The organism is uncultured Haliea sp. (genome assembly GCF_963973825.1).
Lineage (GTDB): Bacteria > Pseudomonadota > Gammaproteobacteria > Pseudomonadales > Halieaceae > Haliea.
Genome location: NZ_CAXBAE010000005.1, coordinates 37,884 through 60,392 on the forward strand (window position 1 = coordinate 37,884; position 22,509 = coordinate 60,392).

Annotated in this window: 16 protein-coding genes; 4 read left to right on the forward strand and 12 right to left on the reverse strand. The window is 62.8% G+C overall.

Annotated features, from left to right (window positions below; all coding sequences use genetic code 11):
* Positions 1-71: 71 nt before the first annotated feature.
* Positions 72-590 (forward strand): transcription elongation factor GreB, encoded by a 519-nt coding sequence (gene greB / locus AACZ17_RS07770; protein WP_290744974.1) that lies wholly within the window; start codon positions 72-74, stop codon positions 588-590.
* 21 nt (positions 591-611) lie between these two features.
* Here the strand turns inward: greB and AACZ17_RS07775 are convergent, their stop codons facing one another.
* Entirely contained in the window at positions 612-2,774 is a 2,163-nt protein-coding gene (locus AACZ17_RS07775; protein ID WP_290744977.1) for a hypothetical protein, read from the reverse strand.
* Between the two features lie 62 nt (positions 2,775-2,836).
* Positions 2,837-4,054, reverse strand: a complete 1,218-nt coding sequence (locus tag AACZ17_RS07780; protein ID WP_290744980.1) for a serine hydrolase domain-containing protein — start codon at positions 4,052-4,054, stop codon at positions 2,837-2,839.
* Between the two features lie 148 nt (positions 4,055-4,202).
* Between AACZ17_RS07780 and gcvP the strand changes: the two genes are divergently transcribed.
* Positions 4,203-7,094, forward strand: coding sequence for an aminomethyl-transferring glycine dehydrogenase (gene gcvP / locus AACZ17_RS07785; RefSeq protein WP_290744983.1), 2,892 nt, complete (start codon positions 4,203-4,205; stop codon positions 7,092-7,094).
* 86 nt (positions 7,095-7,180) lie between these two features.
* Here the strand turns inward: gcvP and AACZ17_RS07790 are convergent, their stop codons facing one another.
* The 4 genes from AACZ17_RS07790 to AACZ17_RS07805 are packed head-to-tail and all read right to left on the reverse strand — an operon-like array spanning position 7,181 to position 9,887.
* The gene (locus AACZ17_RS07790; RefSeq protein WP_290744986.1) at positions 7,181-7,897 is read right to left on the reverse strand and encodes a DUF1294 domain-containing protein; all 717 of its coding nucleotides are present in this window, start codon (positions 7,895-7,897) and stop codon (positions 7,181-7,183) included.
* A gap of 37 nt (positions 7,898-7,934) precedes the next feature.
* Positions 7,935-8,528 (reverse strand): VTT domain-containing protein, encoded by a 594-nt coding sequence (locus AACZ17_RS07795; protein WP_290744989.1) that lies wholly within the window; start codon positions 8,526-8,528, stop codon positions 7,935-7,937.
* On the reverse strand, positions 8,525-8,881 hold the full coding sequence (locus tag AACZ17_RS07800; RefSeq protein WP_290744992.1) for a YbaN family protein: 357 nt from the start codon (positions 8,879-8,881) through the stop codon (positions 8,525-8,527). Before AACZ17_RS07800 ends, AACZ17_RS07795 begins: the two co-directional genes overlap by 4 nt.
* Positions 8,882-8,903: 22 nt before the next feature.
* Entirely contained in the window at positions 8,904-9,887 is a 984-nt protein-coding gene (locus AACZ17_RS07805) for an LLM class flavin-dependent oxidoreductase (RefSeq protein ID WP_290745196.1), read from the reverse strand.
* A 134-nt stretch (positions 9,888-10,021) separates the two neighbouring features.
* Here AACZ17_RS07805 and AACZ17_RS07810 point away from each other — a divergent pair, with 134 nt between their 5' ends.
* Positions 10,022-10,936: an alpha/beta hydrolase fold domain-containing protein gene (locus AACZ17_RS07810; protein WP_290744995.1), complete on the forward strand. Its 915-nt coding sequence runs from the start codon at positions 10,022-10,024 to the stop codon at positions 10,934-10,936.
* Between the two features lie 5 nt (positions 10,937-10,941).
* On the opposite strand, the gene AACZ17_RS07815 is transcribed toward AACZ17_RS07810, so the two are convergent.
* A complete protein-coding gene (locus tag AACZ17_RS07815) occupies positions 10,942-12,621 on the reverse strand; it encodes a sulfatase (RefSeq protein ID WP_290744998.1) in 1,680 nt (559 codons plus the stop codon).
* A gap of 183 nt (positions 12,622-12,804) precedes the next feature.
* Here AACZ17_RS07815 and AACZ17_RS07820 point away from each other — a divergent pair, with 183 nt between their 5' ends.
* The gene (locus tag AACZ17_RS07820; protein WP_290745000.1) at positions 12,805-13,419 is read left to right on the forward strand and encodes a bifunctional 4-hydroxy-2-oxoglutarate aldolase/2-dehydro-3-deoxy-phosphogluconate aldolase; all 615 of its coding nucleotides are present in this window, start codon (positions 12,805-12,807) and stop codon (positions 13,417-13,419) included.
* Between the two features lie 16 nt (positions 13,420-13,435).
* On the opposite strand, the gene AACZ17_RS07825 is transcribed toward AACZ17_RS07820, so the two are convergent.
* The 5 genes from AACZ17_RS07825 to AACZ17_RS07845 form a co-directional block, all read right to left on the reverse strand.
* Positions 13,436-14,302, reverse strand: coding sequence for a ThuA domain-containing protein (locus AACZ17_RS07825; protein WP_339638054.1), 867 nt, complete (start codon positions 14,300-14,302; stop codon positions 13,436-13,438).
* A complete protein-coding gene (locus AACZ17_RS07830) occupies positions 14,299-16,182 on the reverse strand; it encodes a DUF3604 domain-containing protein (RefSeq protein ID WP_290745006.1) in 1,884 nt (627 codons plus the stop codon). Before AACZ17_RS07830 ends, AACZ17_RS07825 begins: the two co-directional genes overlap by 4 nt.
* 27 nt (positions 16,183-16,209) lie before the next feature.
* On the reverse strand, positions 16,210-18,453 hold the full coding sequence (locus AACZ17_RS07835; protein ID WP_290745008.1) for a TonB-dependent receptor: 2,244 nt from the start codon (positions 18,451-18,453) through the stop codon (positions 16,210-16,212).
* 131 nt (positions 18,454-18,584) lie between these two features.
* Complete coding sequence (locus AACZ17_RS07840; protein ID WP_290745011.1) at positions 18,585-19,508, reverse strand: sugar phosphate isomerase/epimerase; 924 nt, start codon at positions 19,506-19,508, stop codon at positions 18,585-18,587.
* A gap of 147 nt (positions 19,509-19,655) precedes the next feature.
* Positions 19,656-22,505, reverse strand: a complete 2,850-nt coding sequence (locus AACZ17_RS07845) for a c-type cytochrome (RefSeq protein ID WP_290745014.1) — start codon at positions 22,503-22,505, stop codon at positions 19,656-19,658.
* Positions 22,506-22,509: the final 4 nt, after the last annotated feature.

Genomic DNA, 22,509 nt, shown 5'->3' on the forward strand with positions numbered 1-22,509 from the left:
TGTCACACGCTCCTTTCCTGACAGGGTCTGGACGCTAGTGTAGTGAAAGCCGCACCGTTAGAATATGCCCAATGAGCCGTTATCGCCCACCCCGCCGCCGCGGATCGCCCTACATCACGCCCGAGGGCGAGGCGGTGCTGCGCGCGGAGCTGCACCAGCTGTGGAAAGTGGAGCGCCCACAGGTCACCGACGTGGTCCATGAGGCGGCAAAAAATGGTGACCGTTCGGAAAACGGGGACTACATCTACGGCAAGCGCCGGCTGCGGGAAATCGACTCGCGCGTGCGCTTCCTCAGCAAGCGGCTGGAGGAACTGACCGTGGTGGACCGCGTACCGGCCGACACCGGCAAGGTGTTCTTTGGCGCCTGGGTAACGCTGGAAGACGAGGCCGGCGCCGAACGCCGCTACCGCATCGTCGGCCCGGACGAATTCGACCTCGCGGCCGGCAAGCTGAGCATGGACTCCCCGCTGGCCCGCAGCCTGCTCGGCAAGCGTCTTGATGATGAGGTGCGCCTGCAGAGCCCGGCAGGTGAGCAGCACTTCATCATCGTGGACATCCTTTACGGCGAGGCCGCAGCGCGCGCGACCTGAGCCGCACGCGCCATTGGCAAGTCAGCCGCCCGGCGTATAGCCGTTGGTGAAGCAGGGCTGGTCCGGCGCGCAGGTATCCACAAAGCGGCCCTCACCCTCCGGACGCAGGAACGCCGATTTCTGCGCCTGGGCAGCGGGTTCCCGGCGCGGCAGGCTGTGCGGGTCGTTACCGAAGTCCGGCTCGACCGGCGGCGTATTGGTGATCGGTGGCGGCGCCGTGCCACCCTCCAGTGCACCACCCTCCACCGGGCCATCGTCCCACAGAGTCAACACCGAACCGGTAAAGTCTCCCGCCGGCACAGCTTCCAGCCCCACGTAGGGGTTGCTGTCAGGGTGACGCCCTGTCTCCAGTGCCGGAATCCGCAACCGGGCACCGATGCTGCGCGCCATGAACTCCGCAGACCACATGCTCACCTGATGGTCACCATAGGCCACCTGCAGTAGTACTGCGTGCTGCGGCGTGTTGGGCAGCGGGTGCTGTTCGATATGCACCGCGTAGCCGCTGGACTCCGCGCGGTCCCACAGCATCTGCGCCATGGACAGCAGGAAGCTCTGGTCTTTCACGCTGGGGTAGCCGCCGCCATCAGCGCCGGTGCCACTGCCGCTGAAAAACGGGGTGAAGGCGTTGAAGTCGACACTGCGGCGCAGCAGAAAGCTGTAGGACATGCCGGGGACCCCGAGCACACCGCGGGTCACATCCTGGATCACGCCCATCAACGCGCCACCGAGAATACCCCCCTGGCTGTTGCCGTCGTAATACACGGTGCTGTTGTCAAACACCGGCTGGCCAGCGGCCTGGAAGGCGGGGTCGGCAACAAAACCAGCGTCGCTCTTCAACAGCCTGGCGAGGAACATGAAATTCAGCAGGCCCTGCTGCTGGCGGTCGAAGAATGCCTGCATCAGGCTGAAGTCCTGCAGTACCTGAATCGCAAACGGCACGTCAGCATTGGCGAAACCCGCCCAGTCCGTCGCACAGAACATCATCTGGTGATCCAGCGCCATGATGTCGACGTTCTGCCGTGTGCCACCGCGTGCCTCGTTGGCGCTGCCGAGCAGACCGTGGCCATAGAGCGAGGGCCGCGCCTGCGCCTTGGGTAGCTGGCTGAAATCCTCCGCCACCGAGCGGGGAATGCGGCACACGAAGTTGGCGGCAAACAGGCTGTCGCCGTTCAGCCGGTCCGGCAGGCCATCGTCCGGCGTGGCGTAGTGGAAGGCTGAACCCGGCGCGCCGTCGTCGGAATTGAGGAAGTTCGGCACAAAAAACGTGCCGGCGATTTCCCGCGCAATCTGCTCGTCCTGGCCGTCGGCGCAGCCTGCCGGGTCGCAGGGTGCGTAGTCGGTCACGGTGCTGATGGCGTAGTCGGGGGCCGCTGCGCCCAGGTCGGCAAAGGCCTCGTCACGGATATGCAGCAGGCGTTCAGTGATATTGCGCACGCTGGCTACGGTGAAGTCCCAGGCCAGGTAGAGTTCGCTGCGCTCGACGCCCGCCTCCTGCAGCTCGCTGAACATCGCCTCCATGGCCGGACGGCGCTCCTCGATGGCCGCGTTGTCGGTCAGGATGTCGTCGCGAAAGGCGCGGAACACCTCGGGCGCCGGCAACAGGTCACCGTTGCTGTCACGCAGGTTGCGCAGCGCCACAATATAGCGCTCGCCGCGCTCGAACTGCACCATCGGGCGGATGATGAACATCTGTTCTGCGGGGTCATCGGTGTTGGCGTCAAGCTCGGCGAACACCAGGTGCTGCTCGCCGGTGCTGGCGCGGATCACCACCACCGGCGAATCCGGCGCCGTGGCGGCGGACAGATCCGTAATCGGTGGTGCGCCGGTCTGCGCCAGGTCCACGTCGGGAACCTGTGCGAGGATCATCTGCGACGGCGAGAAGCCGTCATTGCGGTTCCACTCGCTGGGGTCCACCCGGTCGCCGCGGCGGTTGGCGGGCATTGAGGCCTGGCTCAGGTTTACCCGGCGTCCGGTGTCGAGGCTGTCATCGGCCACCGTGAACACATCGCTGGGCCAGGGGAACATGCAGTTATCGGTGTCGAGCATCTCGCAACGGTCGGCGTTGGGAGTCGCGATGCTGATCGGCGGTGGCTCGGGGGGTGCGGGGCTGGTGTCGGTGCCATCAGAGCAGGCCGTCAGGCCCGCCAGCAAAGACAGGGAGAGGACGCTGCGCAGGATTGTCATGTAAACCTCCAGGGTCTCGTTTTTGTTATGCGACCCCCGGAGCCTAGCGCAGCCGCCGCGGCTCAGTCCAGCGCGGCGTAGACCATGGATTCCAGCTGCCCGCGCAGGTTGAAGGTGCTCGACGGCATAAGCTGGGTCATGAAGATCACCACCAGCTCTTCCTCCGGGTCCACCCAGAACAGCGTGCTGGCCAGACCGCCCCAGAAAAAGCTGCCCAGAGAGGCCAGGTTGCCGTTTTTCACCGGGTCCATCTTGTTGGCGAACCCCAACCCGAAGCCGACGCCCTCGTATTCGGTTTCGCTGAAGCTGCCCATCGCGTATTGCTCAAGATCGACATCGCCGGGCAGATGATTGGCCGTCATGTAGTCCAGGGTGCGCGAGCCCAGAATGCGCACGCCATCCAGCGTGCCCCCCTGCAGCAGCATCTGGCAGAAACGGAAGTAGTCCCCGACGGTCGACAGCAGCCCGCCGCCGCCCGAGTAGAACTCCCTGTCGCGGAACTGGCTGGCCTGGCCGTCGTCGTTGCACACCAGCTTTTTCGCCGCGTCGCGCTCATAGCAGGAGGCCAGCCGGTGCACCTTGTCGGGTGCGACGTTGAAAGCGGTGTCCACCATGCCCAGCGGGCCGAACAGGTGCTCCTGCAGGTAATCCGGCAGTGACTGGCCGCTGATCACCTCAATCAGGTAGCCCAGCACATCGGTCGCCACAGAATAGTTCCAGCGCGTTCCGGGCGAGAACTCCAGCGGCAGCTGTGCCAGCTGCTCGATCATGTGCTTCAGCGTGTAGCCCGGCGCCGGGTTGCCAACCTGCAGCTTGCGGTAGGCGTAGTCCAGGTTGGTCTCGCGAAGAAAATCGTAGGTCAGGCCCGAGGTATGCCGCAGCAGGTCGCGGATGGTCATGGGCCGCTCGCAGGGGGCCGTGGCAAACAGCGGAAACGCACCGGCGGTGCGCACCGCCAGGTTGCGCCACTCCGGGATAAAGCGGTGTACCGGGTCCTCCAGCGAAAACAGCCCGCGCTCGTAAAGCATCATCAGGGCGACCGAGGTAATCGGCTTGCTCATGGAGTAGATGCGGAAGATGGTGTCCTCGCGCATCGGCGTGTCGCGCTCGAGATCGCTGAGCCCCGCCACATCCAGCAGCCCCACGCGACCGTAGCGGGCAACCAGCGTAATGCTGCCCGGCAGCTTGCCGGGCTCGATGTAGCGCCCGCGCAGATGCTCTCCAATGCGCGCCAGCTGTGCGGCGTTGAGGCCCAGAGTCTCGGGGTTTACCTGTTCCATACAGTCTCCTGATCGCGTGGCAGATAACGGTGCCCGGCAGTGTGCCAGACTGGTCACAAGGGGTACAGAATATTGCCGCTCGGGTGCCCGGCTGCTACCATTCGCGCCTTCCTTCACACCCTGCTGCCACGCCCGCCCCGGAGCCGCCATGACCCGTCCTTCGCTGTCTGAACTGGAACATTCCCAGGAGTTTCTGGGACGCCACATCGGGCCCACGCCGGCGCAGCAGGCAGAGATGGCACGAACACTTGGCTTCGACAGCCTCGAGGCCCTGATTGACGCCACGGTGCCGGCGCGTATTCGCAACCAGGCCCCCATGGACCTTGCCGCACCGCAGACGGAGCAGGCAGTGCTGGCACGGTTGCGCGCCATTGCCGGCAAGAACCGTGTGCTGAAGTCCTACATCGGCACGGGCTACCACGACACCTACACACCGGCCGTCATCCAGCGCAACGTGCTGGAGAACCCGGGCTGGTATACCGCCTACACCCCTTACCAGCCTGAAATTTCCCAGGGGCGCCTGGAAGCGCTGCTCACCTTCCAGCAGGCCATCATGGACCTCACCGGCATGGAACTGGCGAATGCGTCGATGCTGGACGAGGGCACCGCCGCCGCAGAGGCCATGACCCTGCTGCAGCGGGTGAACAAGAAAAACCGCAGCAGCACGTTTATTGTCGCCGAGGACTGCCATCCCCAGACCATCGCCGTGGTCCGCACCCGTGCAGAGGCTCTGGATATCAACGTGGTGGTCGGCGACCCCGCGCAGCTCGCCGGCAGCACCGAGGCCTTTGGCCTGCTGCTGCAATACCCCGGCACCTACGGTCATGTGCGCGACCTGGAGCCCCTCATCGCCAGGGCGCACGACGCCGGCACGCTGGTCACCGTGGCCGCGGACCTGATGTCCCTGTTGCTGTTGAAGTCACCCGGCGCACAGGGCGCCGATGTGGTGGTGGGCAATTCCCAGCGCTTTGGCGTGCCGATGGGTTTCGGCGGGCCACACGCCGCCTTTTTCGCCACCCGGGATGCCTTCAAACGGTCTACACCCGGACGCATCATCGGCGTCTCCATCGATCGCCACGGCAACGAGGCGCTGCGCATGGCCATGCAAACCCGCGAGCAGCACATCCGCCGGGAGAAGGCCACCAGTAACATCTGCACCGCCCAGGCGCTGCTGTCCATCATGGCGGCGTTTTACGCCATGTACCACGGCCCGGTGGGCTTGCGGCGCATCGCCGAGCGCATCCACTACCTCACCGCTGTGCTGGCCAGCGGCCTGCAGGCAGCGGGACTGCCGGCAGACAACGACGCCTATTTCGACACGCTGACCATCAGCGTGGGGGACCGGCAGCAGGCCATCCTGCAGCGGGCTCTGGACGCCGGCATGAACCTGCGGATTATCGGCACGCACACGCTGGGCATAGCGCTGGATGAAACCACCACGGCCGAGGACGTGGACCGTTTGCTCGCCGTCATGACGGGCAAAGAGCCCGCCAACCCCTGCCGCGAGCAACCCGCCCCCGCCTCAGGCATTCCCCAGCCATTGCAGCGCGCGGTGGATTACCTGCAGCACCCTCTGTTCAACGACTACCACTCCGAGACCGAAATGCTGCGCTACATGCGCCGCCTGGAATCCCGCGATATCGCCCTCAACCAGGCGATGATTCCGCTGGGCAGCTGCACCATGAAGCTCAACGCCACCACGGAGATGTTGCCGGTGACCTGGCAGGAGTTCGCCGGCATCCACCCGTTTGCCCCCGCCGACCAGACCGAAGGCTATCGGGAGCTGCTCGCGGAGCTGGAGCACATGCTGAAAGAGTGCACCGGTTACGATGCCATTTCACTGCAGCCCAACGCGGGTTCGCAGGGCGAGTACGCCGGGCTGCTGGCGATTCGCCGCTACCATGAGAGCCGCGGCGACGACCAGCGCGACGTGTGCCTGATCCCCTCCTCGGCCCACGGCACCAACCCCGCCAGTGCCGCGCTGGCCGGGATGCGCGTGGTCATTGTGGAGTGCGATGCCGATGGCAACGTCGACCTCGACGACCTCAGCGCCCGCGCCGAGCAGTACAGCAATGAGCTCGCGGCCATCATGATCACCTACCCCTCCACCCACGGCGTGTTTGAAGAGACCGTGGTCGATGTCTGCGACATCGTGCACCGTCACGGTGGCCAGGTGTATGTGGACGGCGCCAATCTCAACGCCCTGGTGGGCCTCGCCTCTCCCGGCAAGTTCGGCGCCGACGTGTCGCACCTGAACCTGCACAAGACCTTCTGCATTCCCCACGGCGGCGGTGGCCCCGGCATGGGGCCGATCGGGGTGGGCGCGCACCTGCAGCCCTTCCTGCCGTCGCACCCGGTGGTGCCGGTACCCGGGCTGCCGGAAAGCAACGACGTGGTGTCCGCAGCGCCCTGGGGCAGCGCCTCCATCCTGCCGATCAGCTGGGCCTACATTGCGCTCATGGGCGCCGAGGGCCTGACCCAGGCCACCCGCGTGGCCATTTTGAGTGCGAACTACATTGCGCACCGCCTGAAAGATCACTACCCCGTGCTCTACACAGGCCGCAACGGTACCGTGGCACACGAGTGCATCGTGGACATTCGTCCGCTGAAGGAAGCCAGCGGCATTTCCGAAGAGGATATCGCCAAGCGTCTGGTGGACTTCGGCTTTCACGCGCCCACGATGTCATTCCCGGTCGCAGGCACTTTGATGATCGAGCCGACTGAATCCGAGTCTTTGGCGGAGTTGGACCGCTTCTGCGACGCCATGATCGCCATCCGCGAAGAAATCCGCGCGGTGGAAGAAGGCCGCCTGGACGCCGAGGACAACCCCTTGCGCAACGCCCCGCACACCCTGCTGGATGTCACCGCCGAGCGCTGGGACCACGCCTACACCCGGGAACAGGCTGCCTACCCCCTGCCCTCACTGCGCCAGCGCAAATACTGGCCGCCGGTAAACCGGGTAGACAACGTGTACGGCGACCGCAACCTGGTGTGTTCCTGCCCGAGCATTGATGCGTATCGGGAGCCGGTGGGGGTCTAGAGAAGCGGGTATATTGAGCGAGCCGACCCGAGTATTCCTACTTTGCGGCGCCCTCTAACGGCGCGAATTGGGGTGCTTGGGTCAACTCATGCGGGCTTTATCCATGCTTGCCCTGAGAGGTTGATCTCGATTGTTGATAACCAAAGAACGATGAGGATGTTAAATATCACCGTCACCCAGAATGTCACTCTGAATGACGACTTTTTGGACTTGTGTCGAAAAAATCTCTGAGCGAGAACAGCTCCCGGCCACCCTCCCAGAAAGGCCAGACAGTGCAAGGTATGCTCAGATGTCCTCCACCTGCCGCTGCGAGCCGCTGATTTATCCAGCCCATACACGGCAAATGTCAGAGCACTCACGAACACGTATGCGAGCAGGAAAACCGGGGCTAGCATTGTCGCCGCCGCAATGAAGAACGCCCCGACTGCCAGCAGCGGAAAAGTGACACTGCGACTGTTCTTGCGGTTACGCCGCTTCGCACCAGGGAGCAAGACGTGCGCGGCTCGAGAACGACCTTGCCTGTCTACACCTGCCTCATACGTAACGATCTGGCCTACCTCGGGACGGCGACTGCTCTGGCCACATGCAGAAATATGCAAGAAGACATCTTTCTCGCCCGTCATCGGCTCAATGAATCCAAAACCCTTCTCGTCATTCCATGACCGAATCTTTCCCTTTTGACGCATTAATTTTCTTCTTGGTGGTTGTTTATCGAAGTGGATGGCACATCTGCGGTAACGGTCAAATGTATCAGCGCCGTATTCACTGCGGCAAACTTCCGCAAACGTTGCCCTGCAATGCATCTGGTTTCCATTACTGGTATGTTGCCACCCGCTTCCCTCAAACCCATAGGAAAACTGCAATCACCAGAACCACAGCGGCCACAGAAACCCAGCGCGCATGCCGGCGGAATAGCGTCTCCGCCTGATCACCTGCCCAGTAAACCAGCAGAGCGAGTCCGAAGTAGCGCAGGCCGCGGGCCAGCGCAGAGGCCAGCATAAACAGCGCGAAGGAATAACCGGTGGCACCCGCGACCAGCATCGCCATCTGGAAAGGTACCGGCGTCACGCCTACGCTCAGCACAAACCAGAAACCGTGGTCGGCCATCGCCATACGTGCACGCTCGAACTGATCCGGGTTGGCGAACCACTCAAGCAGCTGATCACCGAGAGCGTCGAAGAACCACAAGCCGACGCCATACCCGACACTGGCGCCCAGCAAACAGCCGATCAGGGACAGCAGGGCAAGCAGAAACAACTGATGTCGCCTGGCCTGCATCAAGGGAATCAGCAGCGCCTCCAGGGGAATCGGCACAACTGTGGACTCCAGAAACGAGGCCAGCGTCAGCCCCCAGAGCGCGTGCCGGGACTGAACCAGACGCTGACCGAAGCGGCGCAGTCGGGAACCGTCAACCTGGCCTCGCTCATCGCTCACGGCTCCGGGCGCCACCAGAGCCAGGTGAGCACCACCACAAAGACCGTAGTGATGATAGCGGCAAACATGACCGGCGCTCCGGATAGCCACAGCAAGGTGGTGCTACCGCCCAGCATCAGCGTTGCCAGCCATTTTGCGCGTCGGGAGACGGCACCGTTGTCCTGCCAGGCAATGATGTGCGGCCCGTAGTCCGGGTGCTTGAGCAGCCAGTCATTGAGTTCCGGCCAGCCGCGGGACGCGGCCCAGGTGGCGACCAGCAGGAAGGGCACTGTGGGCATGATGGGCAAGAGGATACCCACCGCCGCCAGCAGCAGTGCGATAACCGCTATAAAGCGCCAGAAGAAGCTGTGCATTGCGCGCGCCCGGGTGGAAAGACTAACCAAACGCCGTGGCAGCGATCTCGAAGGACCTGAGCCGCTGCTGGTGGTCGTGGATGGATGACATCAGCATCAATTCATCGGCACCCGTCGCGGCAACAAAGGCCCCCATGGCCTCCGCAACGGTGTTGCGATCACCCACTGCCGAGCAGCGCAGCATGTCCGTCAGCATGTGCTGCTCCTGGGACGTCAGCGTGTCGAAGTAGCCCGCCTGCGGCGGCGCGAGTTTGCCCTGGGTGCCGCGACGCAGACGCACGAAGGTTTGCATCATCGTAGTCTGCAGCACCTGCGCCTCGTCATTGGTATCCGCCGCAAACACGTTGTAGCCCAGCATCACGTAGGGTTTGTCCAGCTGTTCCGAGGGTTCGAACTTTTTCCGGTAAAGCGCTATCGCCTGTTCCATATAGGCGGGAGCGAAGTGTGAGGCAAACGCAAACGGCAGGCCCAGCATCGCCGCCAGCTCGGCACCGTACAGGCTGGACCCCAGAATCCAGAGCGGCACCTCGGTGCCGGCGCCAGGGGTGGCGACCACCGCCTGCCCGGGCTGCGCCGGCTTCAGGTAGTACTGCAGTTCGAGGACGTCATTGGGAAAGTTATCGACGCTGCTGTTCATATTGCGGCGCAGGGCCTGCGCCGTGCGCGGATCCGTACCCGGCGCGCGCCCCAGGCCCAGGTCGATACGGCCCGGAAACAGCGTGGCCAGCGTGCCGAACTGCTCGGCAATCACCAGCGGCGCGTGGTTGGGCAGCATGATGCCACCCGAACCGAGGCGTATCGAGGTGGTGGCATTGGCCAGGTGCGCAATCACGATGGACGTTGCCGCGCTGGCGATGCTCTGCATGTTGTGATGCTCGGCAACCCACAGGCGGTGATAGCCCCAGCGCTCCGCGTGCTGCGCCAGATCGCGCGCGTTGTGCAATGCGTCCGCGGTGGTGCTGCCCTCGGGAACAGCGGTAACATCAAGTATGGAGAGTGGAATCATCGGCGGAGTATAGCGGGATGTATCACCCCGCGTCATTCTGCCGCGGCAATTCGCCAGCGCATGCGTTTGCCTCCTGGCATCGCCCCGTTGCGTGTCGCCCCCTCAGCCGCCCGCTTCCGGAAAAGGTCCCTGCCATGACGATCAGCCCCGCACTGCAAGCCATCATCGATGCCATACCAGCGGACTTCGCTGATCCGGCCGCAGACTATCGAGCCGTGCGCGCGATGTTTGCGCCGTTCCATGGCCGTCCGGTCAGCGCTGACCTGAAGATTACGCTGCGCCACTACGGCGGCGTTCGTTGCGGTGACTATGTCCTCCAGGGCCACCCCAGTGACCGCATCGCCTTCCACTGCCATGGCGGTGCTTTCGTGTCCACACCGCTGGATGAATACCATTTTTATGCGGAAATCATTGCGCGGCAAATCGATTGCCGGGTGATCATGCCCGACTATCGCCTTGCGCCGGAACACCCCTACCCTGCCGCGCACGACGACTGTTTCAATGCCTATTGTGGACTGCTCGATACCGGCGTCAGCCCTGGCAATATTGTGCTGATTGGTGAATCCTGCGGCGGCAGCCTCGCACTCGGGCTGTTGCTGCGGCTGCGCGACGCGGGCCTGCCCATGCCGGCCTGCTGCATATCGCTGACCGGCTGGTTCGACCTATCGGTTGCCGAGTCTCCGACCCGCGGGCGGGACCCTTTCCTTACACCCGAGTGGGTGCGCAACCGGGGCCGGGACTATGTCGTCGGTCAACTCGCGCTGGATGACCCCCGCGTGTCCCCGGCCTTCGCCGCGATGCACGGCCTGCCGCCACTGTATCTGCAGATTGGCGAGTATGACACCGTGCGTGAGGGCGCGCTGCTGCTCGCCGCAAACGCCCTGCGCAGCGGCGTGGAGGTCACGATGGAGGGCTGGCCCGGAATGATCCAGGGCTGGCATGGCCTGGTGAACGAGAGGGTGCCGGAGGCGATTGCCGCGTGGGCTGGGATTCGCAAGTTCGCCCATGCCAAAACGCGCGGCACAGCCGCAAGTTCGCACACGGGCTGAACCCGTCAGGGCAGCGCGGCCTCCTCGCTCTCCTGCCAACCGTAACGAACCGCCTTTGCGGTGAGTGAAGCACCGGCCGCCAACTGCACCGGGCCGGTGTAGAGCTGCCAGGGTCCATCGTCCACGCGGATTCCCAGGGATGCGCCTTCCGTCGCAGAATGCACCAGCACCCGGCCCTGTGCATCGTAGGAAAACGCTGGCATTGCGGTTTTCGGCTGCTCGAGATCCGGCCAGAACTGCCGCACCATGTCCTCCTCCGGCAGGGCTCCCCAATCCGTGGACTGCGCTTGCCAATCCGCAAGCGCGGCGCGCATGCGCTGCAGGACCGGTGCATGTGCCGGATCCTGCGCCAGATTATGCAACTCGTGAGGATCGTGTTGCGTGTCGTACAGCTGCTCAAGCGGGCGCGGTTGGAACCAGAGCGCCTGCGCTGGCGTCAGCTGGTCGGCAGCGTGCAGTTCCCACAGCGCCCGCATACTCTCAAGCTGATCCCGGAAGTCCAGGTGCACGGCGCCGGGGGTGCCCGGGTAGCCATTGAGAATGTATTTGTAGCGCGCATCGCGAACGCTGCGCTGGTGATCGACCTGACTGTCCACGCGGTCGCGGGCGGCGTAGACGTACCGGTTGGGCACATCCGCCAAGGGGCCGGCAAATGCGCGGCCAACAACGTACGCCGGCAGATCGACCCCGGCCATACCGAGGATGGTCGGCGCAATGTCCACAAAGCTCACCAGACGCTCATCAATCGTGCCAGGGGCAACATCCGGGGGGCGGTACCGCTCGGGCCAGCGAATAATCAACGGCACCCTGATTCCCGAGTCGAAAAGCTCGCGCTTGGCGCGGGGCAAGCCATCTCCATGATCCGTCGTCCAGATGACGATGGTATTCTCAGCGAGACCGTCAGCCTGTAACCGGGCGAGTACCTCGCCCACACGCAGGTCCATGGTGTGAATATTATTGTAGTGGCGCGCGATGTCACGCCTGACCGGTTCAACAGCGGGAAGGTAGGGCGGCACCGTCACCGAATCCGGCGTCACCACATCGTCAACGCCCCAGTTGAGATAGATATGCAGCGCCTGCAACATCATGTCCGGGATGCTGTCCGGCCAGCGCCAGCGGGGAAAGAGGCCGCTCTCGTGCGTTTCCAGAAACGTCATGAAACCAAAGAAGGGCGTGTCGCCTGGCACCTCATGCCAGGGAAATGGCGCGCGTGTTTCACTGTCCCAGATCGTAAAGGGGCCACTGCCCAGAGACGTGCCCGAAAACTGGTAGTCGAGCTTGTTGGTGACGAATGTGAAATAGCCTGCGCGGCGCAAAAGCTCTGGGTAGGCTTTCATGTCGGGTGGCGGCACGGCCTTGTATTGCAGTGGCCAGTGTGAACTCGCGGCGCGCATATGCTGGGCGCCAAAGCTGTTCTGGTGCGCGCCCATGATGTGGGCGGCGCGGCTGGGCGCACATACACCCGCGGTGGTGAAGGTATTCGGGTAGCGCACACCCTCTACTGCCAGACGATCAATATTGGGTGTTACCGCAAGCGCGTCACCGAAGGCTCCCACCCGCGCGCTCATATCCTCGGCCATCAGCAGGAGGATGTTGGGACGCTCATCTGGCATACCCTGTGCCGGCGACAACCCCCACGCCAACAACATGAATACGGCACATTGCACACCCGAAAGTTTTACCATCAGTTGTCTCCACTGCGGCTGTTATCCGTCGACAAAGCCGCCTATACTGGCCTGACCACCTTGCCAAAATAGCAGTCTGGCGCTCTGCGCGTCAATTCGCAGTGGGCACACGACCGCCACTGTTCAAACCTTGTCGGCGGGTTGAATCGGACGTATTGTCGCCGTTGAGATGGAAACCGGTTTATGAACAGAGAGACCCTGCGCCGCTGCCGTGTGCTACCCGTGATCACGGCCACCGACGTTGACACAACCGTGCAGTTGTCCCGCACACTCGCCGGCAGTGGACTGCATGCCCTTGAGATCACCCTGCGCACCGCGACCGGGCTGGACTGTATTCGGGAGGTCAAGGCTGAACTACCCGACATGCTTATCGCCGCGGGCACCGTCACCAATCCCGATGAACTTGACCGGGCACTGGCAGCGGGAGCGGACTTTGCCGTCAGTCCCGGGCTTACAACCGCTTTGCTGCGGGCGGCGCGGGATCGTGACGCCTTCCTGCTACCGGGCGTCGCCTCGGCGTCAGAGGTCATGCAGGGCATGGAATTCGGTCTGGACACGTTCAAACTGTTTCCCGCAGAAGCGGTTGGGGGCATCGCGTTGCTAAAAGCACTGAGTGGACCGTTTCCTGCGGTCTGCTTCTGCCCCACCGGTGGCCTCAACACGCACAACTTTCGTGAGTACCTGGCGCTGCCCAACGTGGTCTGTTGTGGCGGATCCTGGATGCTCTCTCCCGAACTGGTCAGCAGCGGTGACTGGCAAGGCATAGCAGCGCTCGCCGCAGACGCCATGCGGCCATGACCCGGGGTACAGCCATCTACGGGGCTGGGCTGTCGTGGTCACCCTGGATCAACCAGTGAAGCGCATTGCTGAGCAGCCGGCGATATTCGGGAATGGCGTAGGTATCGGCGCTGTGGCCGATCGCGGAATAGACTGCCGCACCCTCTCCCACCCTGCGAACCCAAATGATCGGATGGTCCCCCATGCGGAGTTGCTCTCGCACCAGTGCCTGCTCCTCGATGTAGCTGCTCTCATCCAGCGTCGCCAGCACGGTGGAGGTGTCCCGGGGTGAATTGGAGAAACTGTAGAACTCATCGTTCAGCCAGATCGACGCAGGCAGGCCACTGAGCACAGGGTGATCCCGGTTTTCAAACACCAGCTGCGCCCGGGGCTGCTGTGGAATCCGTGTGGCGCCGTTGAAAGCCGCACCAATCACCTCGTTTACATACCAATCCCAGCTGAAATGGTTGTCACTCGCGCTGTGCAAACCGAGCCATTTGCCGCCGTTTTCAAGCCACCGCCGGAAATGTGTCTGCTGCGGCGGCGACAGGACACTGCCTGTGTTGTTATTCCAGACCAGCACATCGAACTGACTCAACTGTTCGGGATTGATGACGGCACCGTTGTCCGTGACGTAGATGGCGTAGCCGAGTTCTTCGGCGAGCTCGACAAGCAGCGCGTTCGCAGCAGGAATTGCTTCCGTGTGCACATAGCCACTGGTCTTGTAGAACACGAGAATCGCAGGGCTGGCCAGAGTCGGCAATACGGGTGCCTGGGTGTCGTACTCCGGTGCGCGAAACAGTCCCATCGAGCGCAGGGTGAAGTATCCCGCGGCAACCAGCAGCACTGTCGCGGCGAGCAGTCCCAGCAGTACACGCGCAAGCCATGTTTTCATTGACGTCATCGTGTTTCCTCGCTGGACGCAGGCCGGTACCAGATCGGCGAAGACCACGCACGTTCCTGTACCGTATCCGGCACTGATTCGTCGCAGCAGCCCTTGAATCCGTCCGGCAAGGCTTCGACGTCATCACAGTTCACCGCGTTGGCCACGCAGATACGCCGGTGCCACCGACACGATGGCGTCTCCACCACCCTGGCATAATACAGTGCGCTCGTCGCGGGGCTGAACTCGGGGTCACGCCATACGGTACACAGCTTGCGATAGCCCCGGGCGAGCGGTTGACAGGACTTCAAGTCTACCTGCGCCCCGCTCTCTACCGAACCCGCCACATCATGAATCTCTTCCCGGCTTTCACCCTCGGCATCCACCCAGGCCTTGATCACCTGCAGCCGCTGCAGCGCCCCACCCGGCAGGCTGGCTGTTCCGGTGTCAGCCATGGCCGCCAGCAGAAACGCCGGCGCCCGACCGTTGCGGTCTGCCGCTCGCAGTTCTCCGCCCATCGGCACACCGTTGGCATAGCCCTGTGCCACCAGGTCCACGCGCTCACAGAGATCGTCCTCGTAGTTCCACCCACCGAAGAAGCGCAGCTGAATCCGCGGACCACTTGTGGCGTAGGCCTCACGTCGCTGCATGGCGCGGTATAAGGCGTCCCGGGAGTTCTCCTCTGCGTAAAGCACGGCAAGTCCACCGGGGTTTTGCTCCACCCGATCGGGCAGTTGCGCAGCCGCACCCGTGCCACTGATATGCTGCGCGCCGTGGTGTCCGGGATGATTGTCCTCTGCCACGGCGCCACCCGCAGCCACGTGGCTGTCCGTGCCGCCAATAAAGCCGATCGCAAAAGGATTCTCTCCGAGCTCGCGTTGCAGGCGCAGGCCTTCGCGCAGGGCCTCTCGCAGGTAACGGCTGTCATCGGCCGGTGCCTCGCCAAGGAAAGGCAGGTATTTCTGAACAAAGCTGCTATAGGGAAGCTTTTCGAAACCGCAGAGCTCATCCTCGGCGCCAACCCCGCCATAACACTCCGAGTCACCCTTGTGCTGAATCAATTCCGCGAGGCGTTCGTAGCGTGCGCGCTGCGCAGCGAGGGCGGGCGTCATGCGGACGCCGGCGGTCGTCATCGGTGAAAACATCCGCCCCTGGCTCAGATTGGCATTGTGGGGGATGGTAACTGCCTCGCAGCCGTCGATGCTGTCACGGCAATGCTCGTCCAGCGCTGCCCAAAGGGCCTCCGGCGTTCGCGCATCCCGCGCACTCACCGGCGCTGCGGGCACGGCACTGTTACGGAAAATCACATTGCGATGCAGGTTGGCGCCGCCGTCGAGCCCGCTCCATTCATAGCCGATGAAGGTGGAAAAGTCGCAGGGGGCATTGTGCTGCTGCGCCGATAACACGATGTCTGACCACACCTCGGCACCGGCCAGCGCGCACTGCACATCGCCGGGCCCACACAGCGTGTCGACAGGCAGATAGCGGCCAACCAGACCCATGGCCATGCGGGTCCAGGGGCTGCTGTGACACATCCAGGCACCGGGCCCGTCATAAGCGGGGTTCTCGCAGACACGCACGGCGTCCAGCGCTTCGGCGTGATCCGTGACGGCCAGAAAATCCAGCGGGCGCTGCAACTGCACGGAGCGCAGGCTCTCGCCCAGCGCATCGTAGGGCGGCAGGTCGATACGGTGACCGCGCGCGAACTGATACGCCTCATCGGGACCCAATCGCGTATTTCCCATGCGCCAGCTGGCGTCCTGGGAGAATCGGGTGTGGACGTGGAGATCGCCAAAATACGCACGCCGCTCGGCGCTAAAGTCATTGCATGCTGCAGCACACTGGGCGCTGCTGCCCAGCAAAAGGGCAGCCACGCCAAGACTGGCGGGAAGGCGCTTCACGCCGGAACACCCCACCTGTGCGTAACGCTAGAAATTGAATTTCACCCGGAGACCCGCATAGCGCTGGCTGTCGCGTGCCAGCACCTGCCCGAGCGCCAACTGCCCGGCATATAACTGTCCGAGGTTGGCCAGTGACATCACGTAATCGTCATCAAACACGTTGTTGACAAACAGCGTGACCCGATAGGCCGCACGCTCACGTTCCACAATGCCCACGCTCAGGTCCATCAGGTCGTAGGACTCGTATTGCGTCAGCGGGTCACCGGAGAGGCTGAAGTTCACCTCATCCTGCCAGCGGTAGGAGAAGTTGGCGAAGCCGTCGAAGGGCAGCGAGGAAAAGGGCACCGTGTACTCGCCCGACAGCGTCAGCTTGTAGTCCGGTGAGTTGTTCAGCTCGGCACCGGCCAGATCCTGCACCGAGGCGCCCGGCGCGATTTCCACGCAGCCCTGCTCAACGGTTTGCCCCTGGTAACAGCGGGCGTTAGGAAACTCCTTCACCGTTGCATCAATCCAGGCAAAACCGGCCCGCAGCAGAAAGTTCTCGCCCAGCAGCGCTACGGCATCCACCTCGATACCCTGTGTCTCCAGTACACCCACATTGGAGATATCGAGCACAACCGAACCATCTTCCTGGATCAAGGTGTTCTGCGACTGGAAGTCGTCGTATTCCGTGTAGAAGGCCACCACGTTGAACTGCAGCCGCTGGTCAAGCACCGTTGTCTTCAGTCCCACTTCGAAAGAATCGGAGGTTTCTGCGGCAACCGGGTTATCCGCCTTGTCCTGATTGAAACCCGTGGCAATATCATAAGCCTGGCCCTTGTAGCCGCGGCTGTAGCTGGCAAACAGCATGCTCTGTTCATTGAGGAAGTGCTGCAGGGACAGCTTGCCCAGCACCACGGAATCCGAATCGTCTGCGCGGTAACGTGCATCGCTGGGGAAATCTGTAAAGTCGGCCGAGATTTCCTCCCGATTGTAGCGCAGACCTGCTGTCATGCTGGTGGCATCGGTGAAGCGCCAGGTACCCTGGCCGAAGGCGGCATAGCTTTCGGTGCCGGCCTCGGCTTCCCAGTCTGCCGTAAGGATACGTCGCGAAAAGCTGCGATCCGTCTGCGCGTCGGCATAGTACAGGCCGAGCAGATAGTCAAAACGGTCATACAGTGGCGACTGCAGGCGCAGTTCCTGCGAGAAAAAATCGGTTTTCACCTCGGACGCCGAGGAGATGCCGCCCTGCAGCGCGCCACCGGTGAATGCACCGGCAACGTTCACGTCCGAAAAGTCCACGTCTTCGTTGTTGCTGAAATCCCAGCTGTCGAAGGCCGTGATGGAGGTCATGGTGTAGTCATTCACGTTGTAGGTGAGCTCGAGGCTGCCGGACACATCGTCACTTTCTCCCAGTGACTCGTCATCCTGGCGAATCAGGCGATTGCCCGCACCGGGCTCGATACCCACCGCCGGGTCACCGGGCACGAAACCGAACACCCTCGCCTCCGGGTTCAGCTGATTCCAGTTGATACCGCAGCAGTTTGCCTTCTCCTCGTTGTAAGCGAGGATGAACGAGGCGCTGAGATTCTCTGTCGCATCCCAGACAAACTTGCCCCGCGCTCCCGACGAACGGCTACCGTTGAGATCGTTGCCGGTGGTGAGATTGGTCAGGTAACCGTCACGATCGTCGTAGTAGGCCATCAGCCGGTACGCGAAGGTGTCGCTGACCGGGCCGGACAGCGTGCCCACAGTGCGCAGCTGGTCATCGTCTGTCGCCACCAGCTCCAGACTGCCCTCCAGCTCGTCTGAGGGATTCTTGGTGGTGATACTCACCAGACCTGCCGAGGCGTTCTTGCCGAACAGCGTGCTTTGCGGCCCGCGCAGCACTTCGATGCGCTCTACGTCGACAAGGTTGGCCAATGCCTGCCCCGGCTGCACCTTGGAGACATTGTCGATCAGTACGGCCACGCTGGGCTCAACGCTGATACTGAAAACATTGGTCCCGATGCCGCGGATGCTGATGGTAGTCTGCTGCTTGTTGTTGCCCGAGCTCATGGTCAGCGACGGCGATATGCGTGTGATATCGGCAAACTCCTGCATGCCCAGGGTTTCAATTGCGCTGGCACCCACCGCGGTCAACGCGAGGGGCACATCCTGTGCACTTTGCTCGCGCTTCTGCGCAGTCACAATCACCTCTTCAAGGGTCTGCTGTGCGAGCGCCGCCGGGACCGCCAGGGGAAGGAGTAGAGAGACGGCCAAAGTCGTCTTGCAGGAGGATTTCAAAGTCATAGTGTGCCCCATAAACTGCGTTATCGTTTTATATTGGTATTACCACCTTACCAGAATAGCCAACATTCCTGCCGCTGACAACACAGGTCCGGGATATTCGCCAACCCTGCGCGCTCGCGGCCAGGCGTTGTCTAGAAGGTCATACTCGCGAGGAACGCGTAAGAAGATTCAGCGCTCGCCAGCGGCTGCTGCGGTGCGTCGTGTTCGACAAAGAAGTGGCGCACACCCGCATCCAGCGCTGCCGCCGTCAGCACTGGAAAGTTCAGGGTGCCGGCTCCCACATCGGCAAACGTGCCATCTACCGCCATGTCTTTCATGTGACAACTGTTGAAGCGCTTGCCATGATCCCGGAAGTAACGCAGTGGGTCCTGGCCGGCCTTGCTGACCCAGTAGAGGTCGAATTGAAACTGTACGGAGTCGGGGTCCGTGTTGGTCAGTAGGTAATCAAACGGCAACATGCCGTCCACTGGTGTGAAGTCGAAGTCATGATTGTGGTAGGCGAAGGTCATGCCGTGGCTGGCGCACAAGGCACCTGCTTCATTGAAAATATCCACCAGGCGCGCCAGCGCTGCGCGGTCTTTCATGTCGGCCGGCGATACCGCCGACAGCACGATCGATTCGTAGCCCATCACCGCCGCTTCCGGCAACATTGCCCGCAGGTTGTCCAGTATACGATCGGTTCCGGAGAGCTGGAAAAACAGTTTGATCGCCTCGTCCCTGGGCAAACTGGCAATATCCACGTTGTCGGGTATTTGCGGCCGAAGCCGACCAAACGGTGCCCGCAGGCCCAGCTGCTTCAGTTGACCTTGCACCGCGTGCGGCTCGCGACCATAGAGGCCGCCCACGGTCGAAAACTCCACTTCGCGGTAGCCCATGTCTGCCACTGCACGCAGGGTGCCCTCGAAATCTTCACTCATGGGACCATGCACCGTGTAGAGCTGCAGTCCAATCACCTCCAGCCGGCGCTGGGGGGCCGCGATGGCGGGCAGCAGGCTCGACACATACAACCCGCTTCCCAGCGCAGCGGCCTGTGTCAAAAAACGTCGTCTATTCATTATTGTCATCCCCCCCGGAGTGCGCCTCTTCGTTGACGCAACGACTTATTTTGGTCTTACCACCTTGCCAATATGCACAACGGAGGACGCAAAGGCAAGCCCCGTCGACCTGAGGTACCGGTGGTACGGGGCCAGCGGTGTTGGCTTTCAACCCTTGCGGCTTGCCGGAATGCGTTGATCTCCCCGGTAAATGATCAGGGTATCCACGGTTCCGTCGCTCTCGACCACGAACTCCAGTTTCACGCTGTCTTCACCGCCACCCGCAACGAACACATTATCGTCCAGCTGCGTCAGAAGCCCCCCACCCTGCATGGTAGCCTCCATGTGCAGACCCTCAGCCTGTTCACTGATGGTGATGGTAATGAAGCTCACCGAGTACTCACCCAGGAAAGGCCCGAAGCCACGGTCCACCGGCACTTCGCGCAGTGCCTCCACCGTCCAGGGCTGGTTGCGCGCCGCACTGCTGGCGCGAATATTCGCCGCCTGCTCGACGGAGACCGCATCGGCTGTATTGCCCCAGGCGCGACGCAGGTAGGTCATCAGCCCGGCCAGCACCTCATCCGTCAACTCGGGCAGATGTCCGTGGGCTGGCATCACACCGTTAAAACTCTCACCGTTGACTTCCAGCGGGCCCACCAGGCCCTGCAGGATAATGCGCCCCAGCCACTCCGGCGGCCCTGTTACCCATTCTACGCCGGCAAGGGCGGGTGCCAGCCCGGCAATACCTGCGCCATCGGCGCCGTGACAGGATGCGCACTGGACGTAAAAGGTTTCACCGCGTTGCATCAACCGGCGCTGTTCCGCCGTCAACGGCTCAATGCCCTGCGCCAGCAAATCCCCGGGCCAGGTGAAGGCACGACGTCCAGACAGTCGCGCCTCACTCAGTGCATCATTTACCGTGTCGTCACCGACGGCAAAAATGGGGGGCACCTCGGCCAGGCGGGCCGGCTCAAAACCGGTTTGCCGGGTCAGGCCACGCAGCGCCTGCAGCATGGCAATCTGCTGCCAGGCTCGGCCGCCATCGGCGCTCGCCACGCGTTCCAGCAGCGTGTTCAGCTGGGGGTTAGCCAGCTCGGTAGACTGCATGTCACCGCGCAGGTGGCGGTAGGCATTTACCGCCAGGGTGCCCAGCGCCTCTGCCTTCGCGGAACTCTGGCCGACAAAGGCCGGATCGGTCATAAGAAGCGCGAGAAACGGCATTTCCTGACCCGTGACCGCGCGGATCACCGCCTGCCTGACGTACACGCTGTCGATGTTTGCAATGAGCGCCTGCCGCAACTGATCGCGCACCGCATCACGCTCGGCATAGCGACCGAGTGCGAGGGCCAGCTGCATCTGTACCCGCTCCGGCGCCTGCGCGAGACTGCCGGCGAGCGCCAGCATGTCCTCGGCGGAAAGCAGTTCGCTACCGGCCCTGAGCGCCTGTACCTGCCGCCAGGGGTCTTGCCCCTGTACGACCTCCAGCACCAGGTCGCGCTGCAGTTCTTCGCGGCCAGCCAGTGCCCACAGGGCATGAATGGCGGCCCTGCTGTCATTGCCACGTACAACCCGGCTGAGCGCTGCGGCGAGAGGCTCGTCGCGCGCTAGCAGGAGGCGCTGGGCCGTCTCCCGTACCCAACCGTTGCCACTTGCGAGCAGTTCGACGAGTTCCTCGCCGCTGGCGGCGGCGAAGTCCGGCACGCTACTGGCGGCTGCGCGATCGCTGCGCACGATGCGCCAGATGCGGCCCATGCCCAGGGGTTTGTCGAGCTTGCGATGCAGAATCTGCTCTCGCAGTTCATCAGTGAGATACTGGGTGTCCTGTACGATGCCGCGGTACATGTCGATAATGTAGAGATTGCCGTCGGGCCCGTTCATCGCATCGACAGGACGGAAACGCTCGTCCGTGGACCCCAGGAACTCGCGCTCGCCCCATTGCTCGTCGGGGTACAGGACGTGCTCTGCCCGCAGGTTGATACCCTCCTCCCGGATGCGCAGGTGGGCCACGACGTTTGCCGCGACTTCGGGCACGAAAACATCGTTGGCATACTCCGGGCCGAACTGGTCCCCCCGGTATACCGCGAGACCGCTTACCCCGGTCGCCTTGTGCAGCCGGCCATCGGGGCGCAGCGTCCCCTCGAGGTAGGCGCGGTTAACACCGGGGTTGACGCGCACGGAGAACACTTCACTGGGGTCCGTCAGGTTGACTCCGATTCCGGCGTGACCGGCAACCCCTTCCGAGGTGACCAGATCTTCACCGGTAACGAAGTCAGCCTGCAGCCAGGTGGAGTTGTGGTTATAGAAAAAGCGCCCGCGATCATCGAAGTCCATGCCCCACTGCCCACGGTTGGGCCCCTCGCGAACCGTCAGCCGGTCCCCGTGCAAGCGGAAGCTGCGACTGGACTTGGCGTTATACAGCCAGTTGTCGAGACCAACGATCAGGCCATTCTCGAGATGCTCAACATTACCCTCATCAAAGTTGGGGGCGTAGTCGCCAATGCGCCGGGGCTGCTCGCAGGTGGCATCTGCTGTCGGTAGCTCACAGAGCCAGAGGTTGGGTGGTTCGCCAACCAGGATACCGGCGTTGGTGACCGCGACCGCGCGCGGATTGACCAGTTTTTCCAGAAAGGCAACCGACTCATCCATGCGACCGTCACCGTCTGTATCCCTAAGGCGCACAACACGGCCCACGGGCTCATCCCTGCCATTGCCGTAGGCGTCCGGCATGTAGCCGCGCATCTCCACAACATACAGACGGCCGAACTCATCCCACGCCATGGCAACGGGATCCTCGACCAATGGTTCCGCGGCGACCAGCTCAACGTCAAATCCCGGGGCGATGCGAAACCGCTGCAAGGCCTCAGCGGGCGAGAGGACGGGCGCCGGATCGTTGTCCAGTGTCTTGTAGAAATCGTCGCGCCCTTCATCGACACCAGCGGCACCCCGCCGCAACTCAAACCACCACCAACCCCCCGCCACGAGGGAAGCAGCCAAAACCGCAAGCAGCACTTTTTTCATAAAT

Bases quoted from the DNA above. Each gene is read 5' to 3' on its own strand.
- greB (WP_290744974.1), top strand. From the start codon at position 72: ATGAGCCGTTATCGCCCACCCCGCCGCCGCGGATCGCCCTACATCACG.
- AACZ17_RS07775 (WP_290744977.1), bottom strand. From the start codon at position 2,774: ATGACAATCCTGCGCAGCGTCCTCTCCCTGTCTTTGCTGGCGGGCCTG.
- AACZ17_RS07780 (WP_290744980.1), bottom strand. From the start codon at position 4,054: ATGGAACAGGTAAACCCCGAGACTCTGGGCCTCAACGCCGCACAGCTG.
- gcvP (WP_290744983.1), top strand. From the start codon at position 4,203: ATGACCCGTCCTTCGCTGTCTGAACTGGAACATTCCCAGGAGTTTCTG.
- AACZ17_RS07790 (WP_290744986.1), bottom strand. From the start codon at position 7,897: ATGCATTGCAGGGCAACGTTTGCGGAAGTTTGCCGCAGTGAATACGGC.
- AACZ17_RS07800 (WP_290744992.1), bottom strand. From the start codon at position 8,881: ATGCACAGCTTCTTCTGGCGCTTTATAGCGGTTATCGCACTGCTGCTG.
- AACZ17_RS07805 (WP_290745196.1), bottom strand. From the start codon at position 9,887: ATGATTCCACTCTCCATACTTGATGTTACCGCTGTTCCCGAGGGCAGC.
- AACZ17_RS07810 (WP_290744995.1), top strand. From the start codon at position 10,022: ATGACGATCAGCCCCGCACTGCAAGCCATCATCGATGCCATACCAGCG.
- AACZ17_RS07815 (WP_290744998.1), bottom strand. From the start codon at position 12,621: ATGGTAAAACTTTCGGGTGTGCAATGTGCCGTATTCATGTTGTTGGCG.
- AACZ17_RS07820 (WP_290745000.1), top strand. From the start codon at position 12,805: ATGAACAGAGAGACCCTGCGCCGCTGCCGTGTGCTACCCGTGATCACG.
- AACZ17_RS07825 (WP_339638054.1), bottom strand. From the start codon at position 14,302: ATGACGTCAATGAAAACATGGCTTGCGCGTGTACTGCTGGGACTGCTC.
- AACZ17_RS07835 (WP_290745008.1), bottom strand. From the start codon at position 18,453: ATGACTTTGAAATCCTCCTGCAAGACGACTTTGGCCGTCTCTCTACTC.
- AACZ17_RS07840 (WP_290745011.1), bottom strand. From the start codon at position 19,508: ATGAATAGACGACGTTTTTTGACACAGGCCGCTGCGCTGGGAAGCGGG.
- AACZ17_RS07845 (WP_290745014.1), bottom strand. From the start codon at position 22,505: ATGAAAAAAGTGCTGCTTGCGGTTTTGGCTGCTTCCCTCGTGGCGGGG.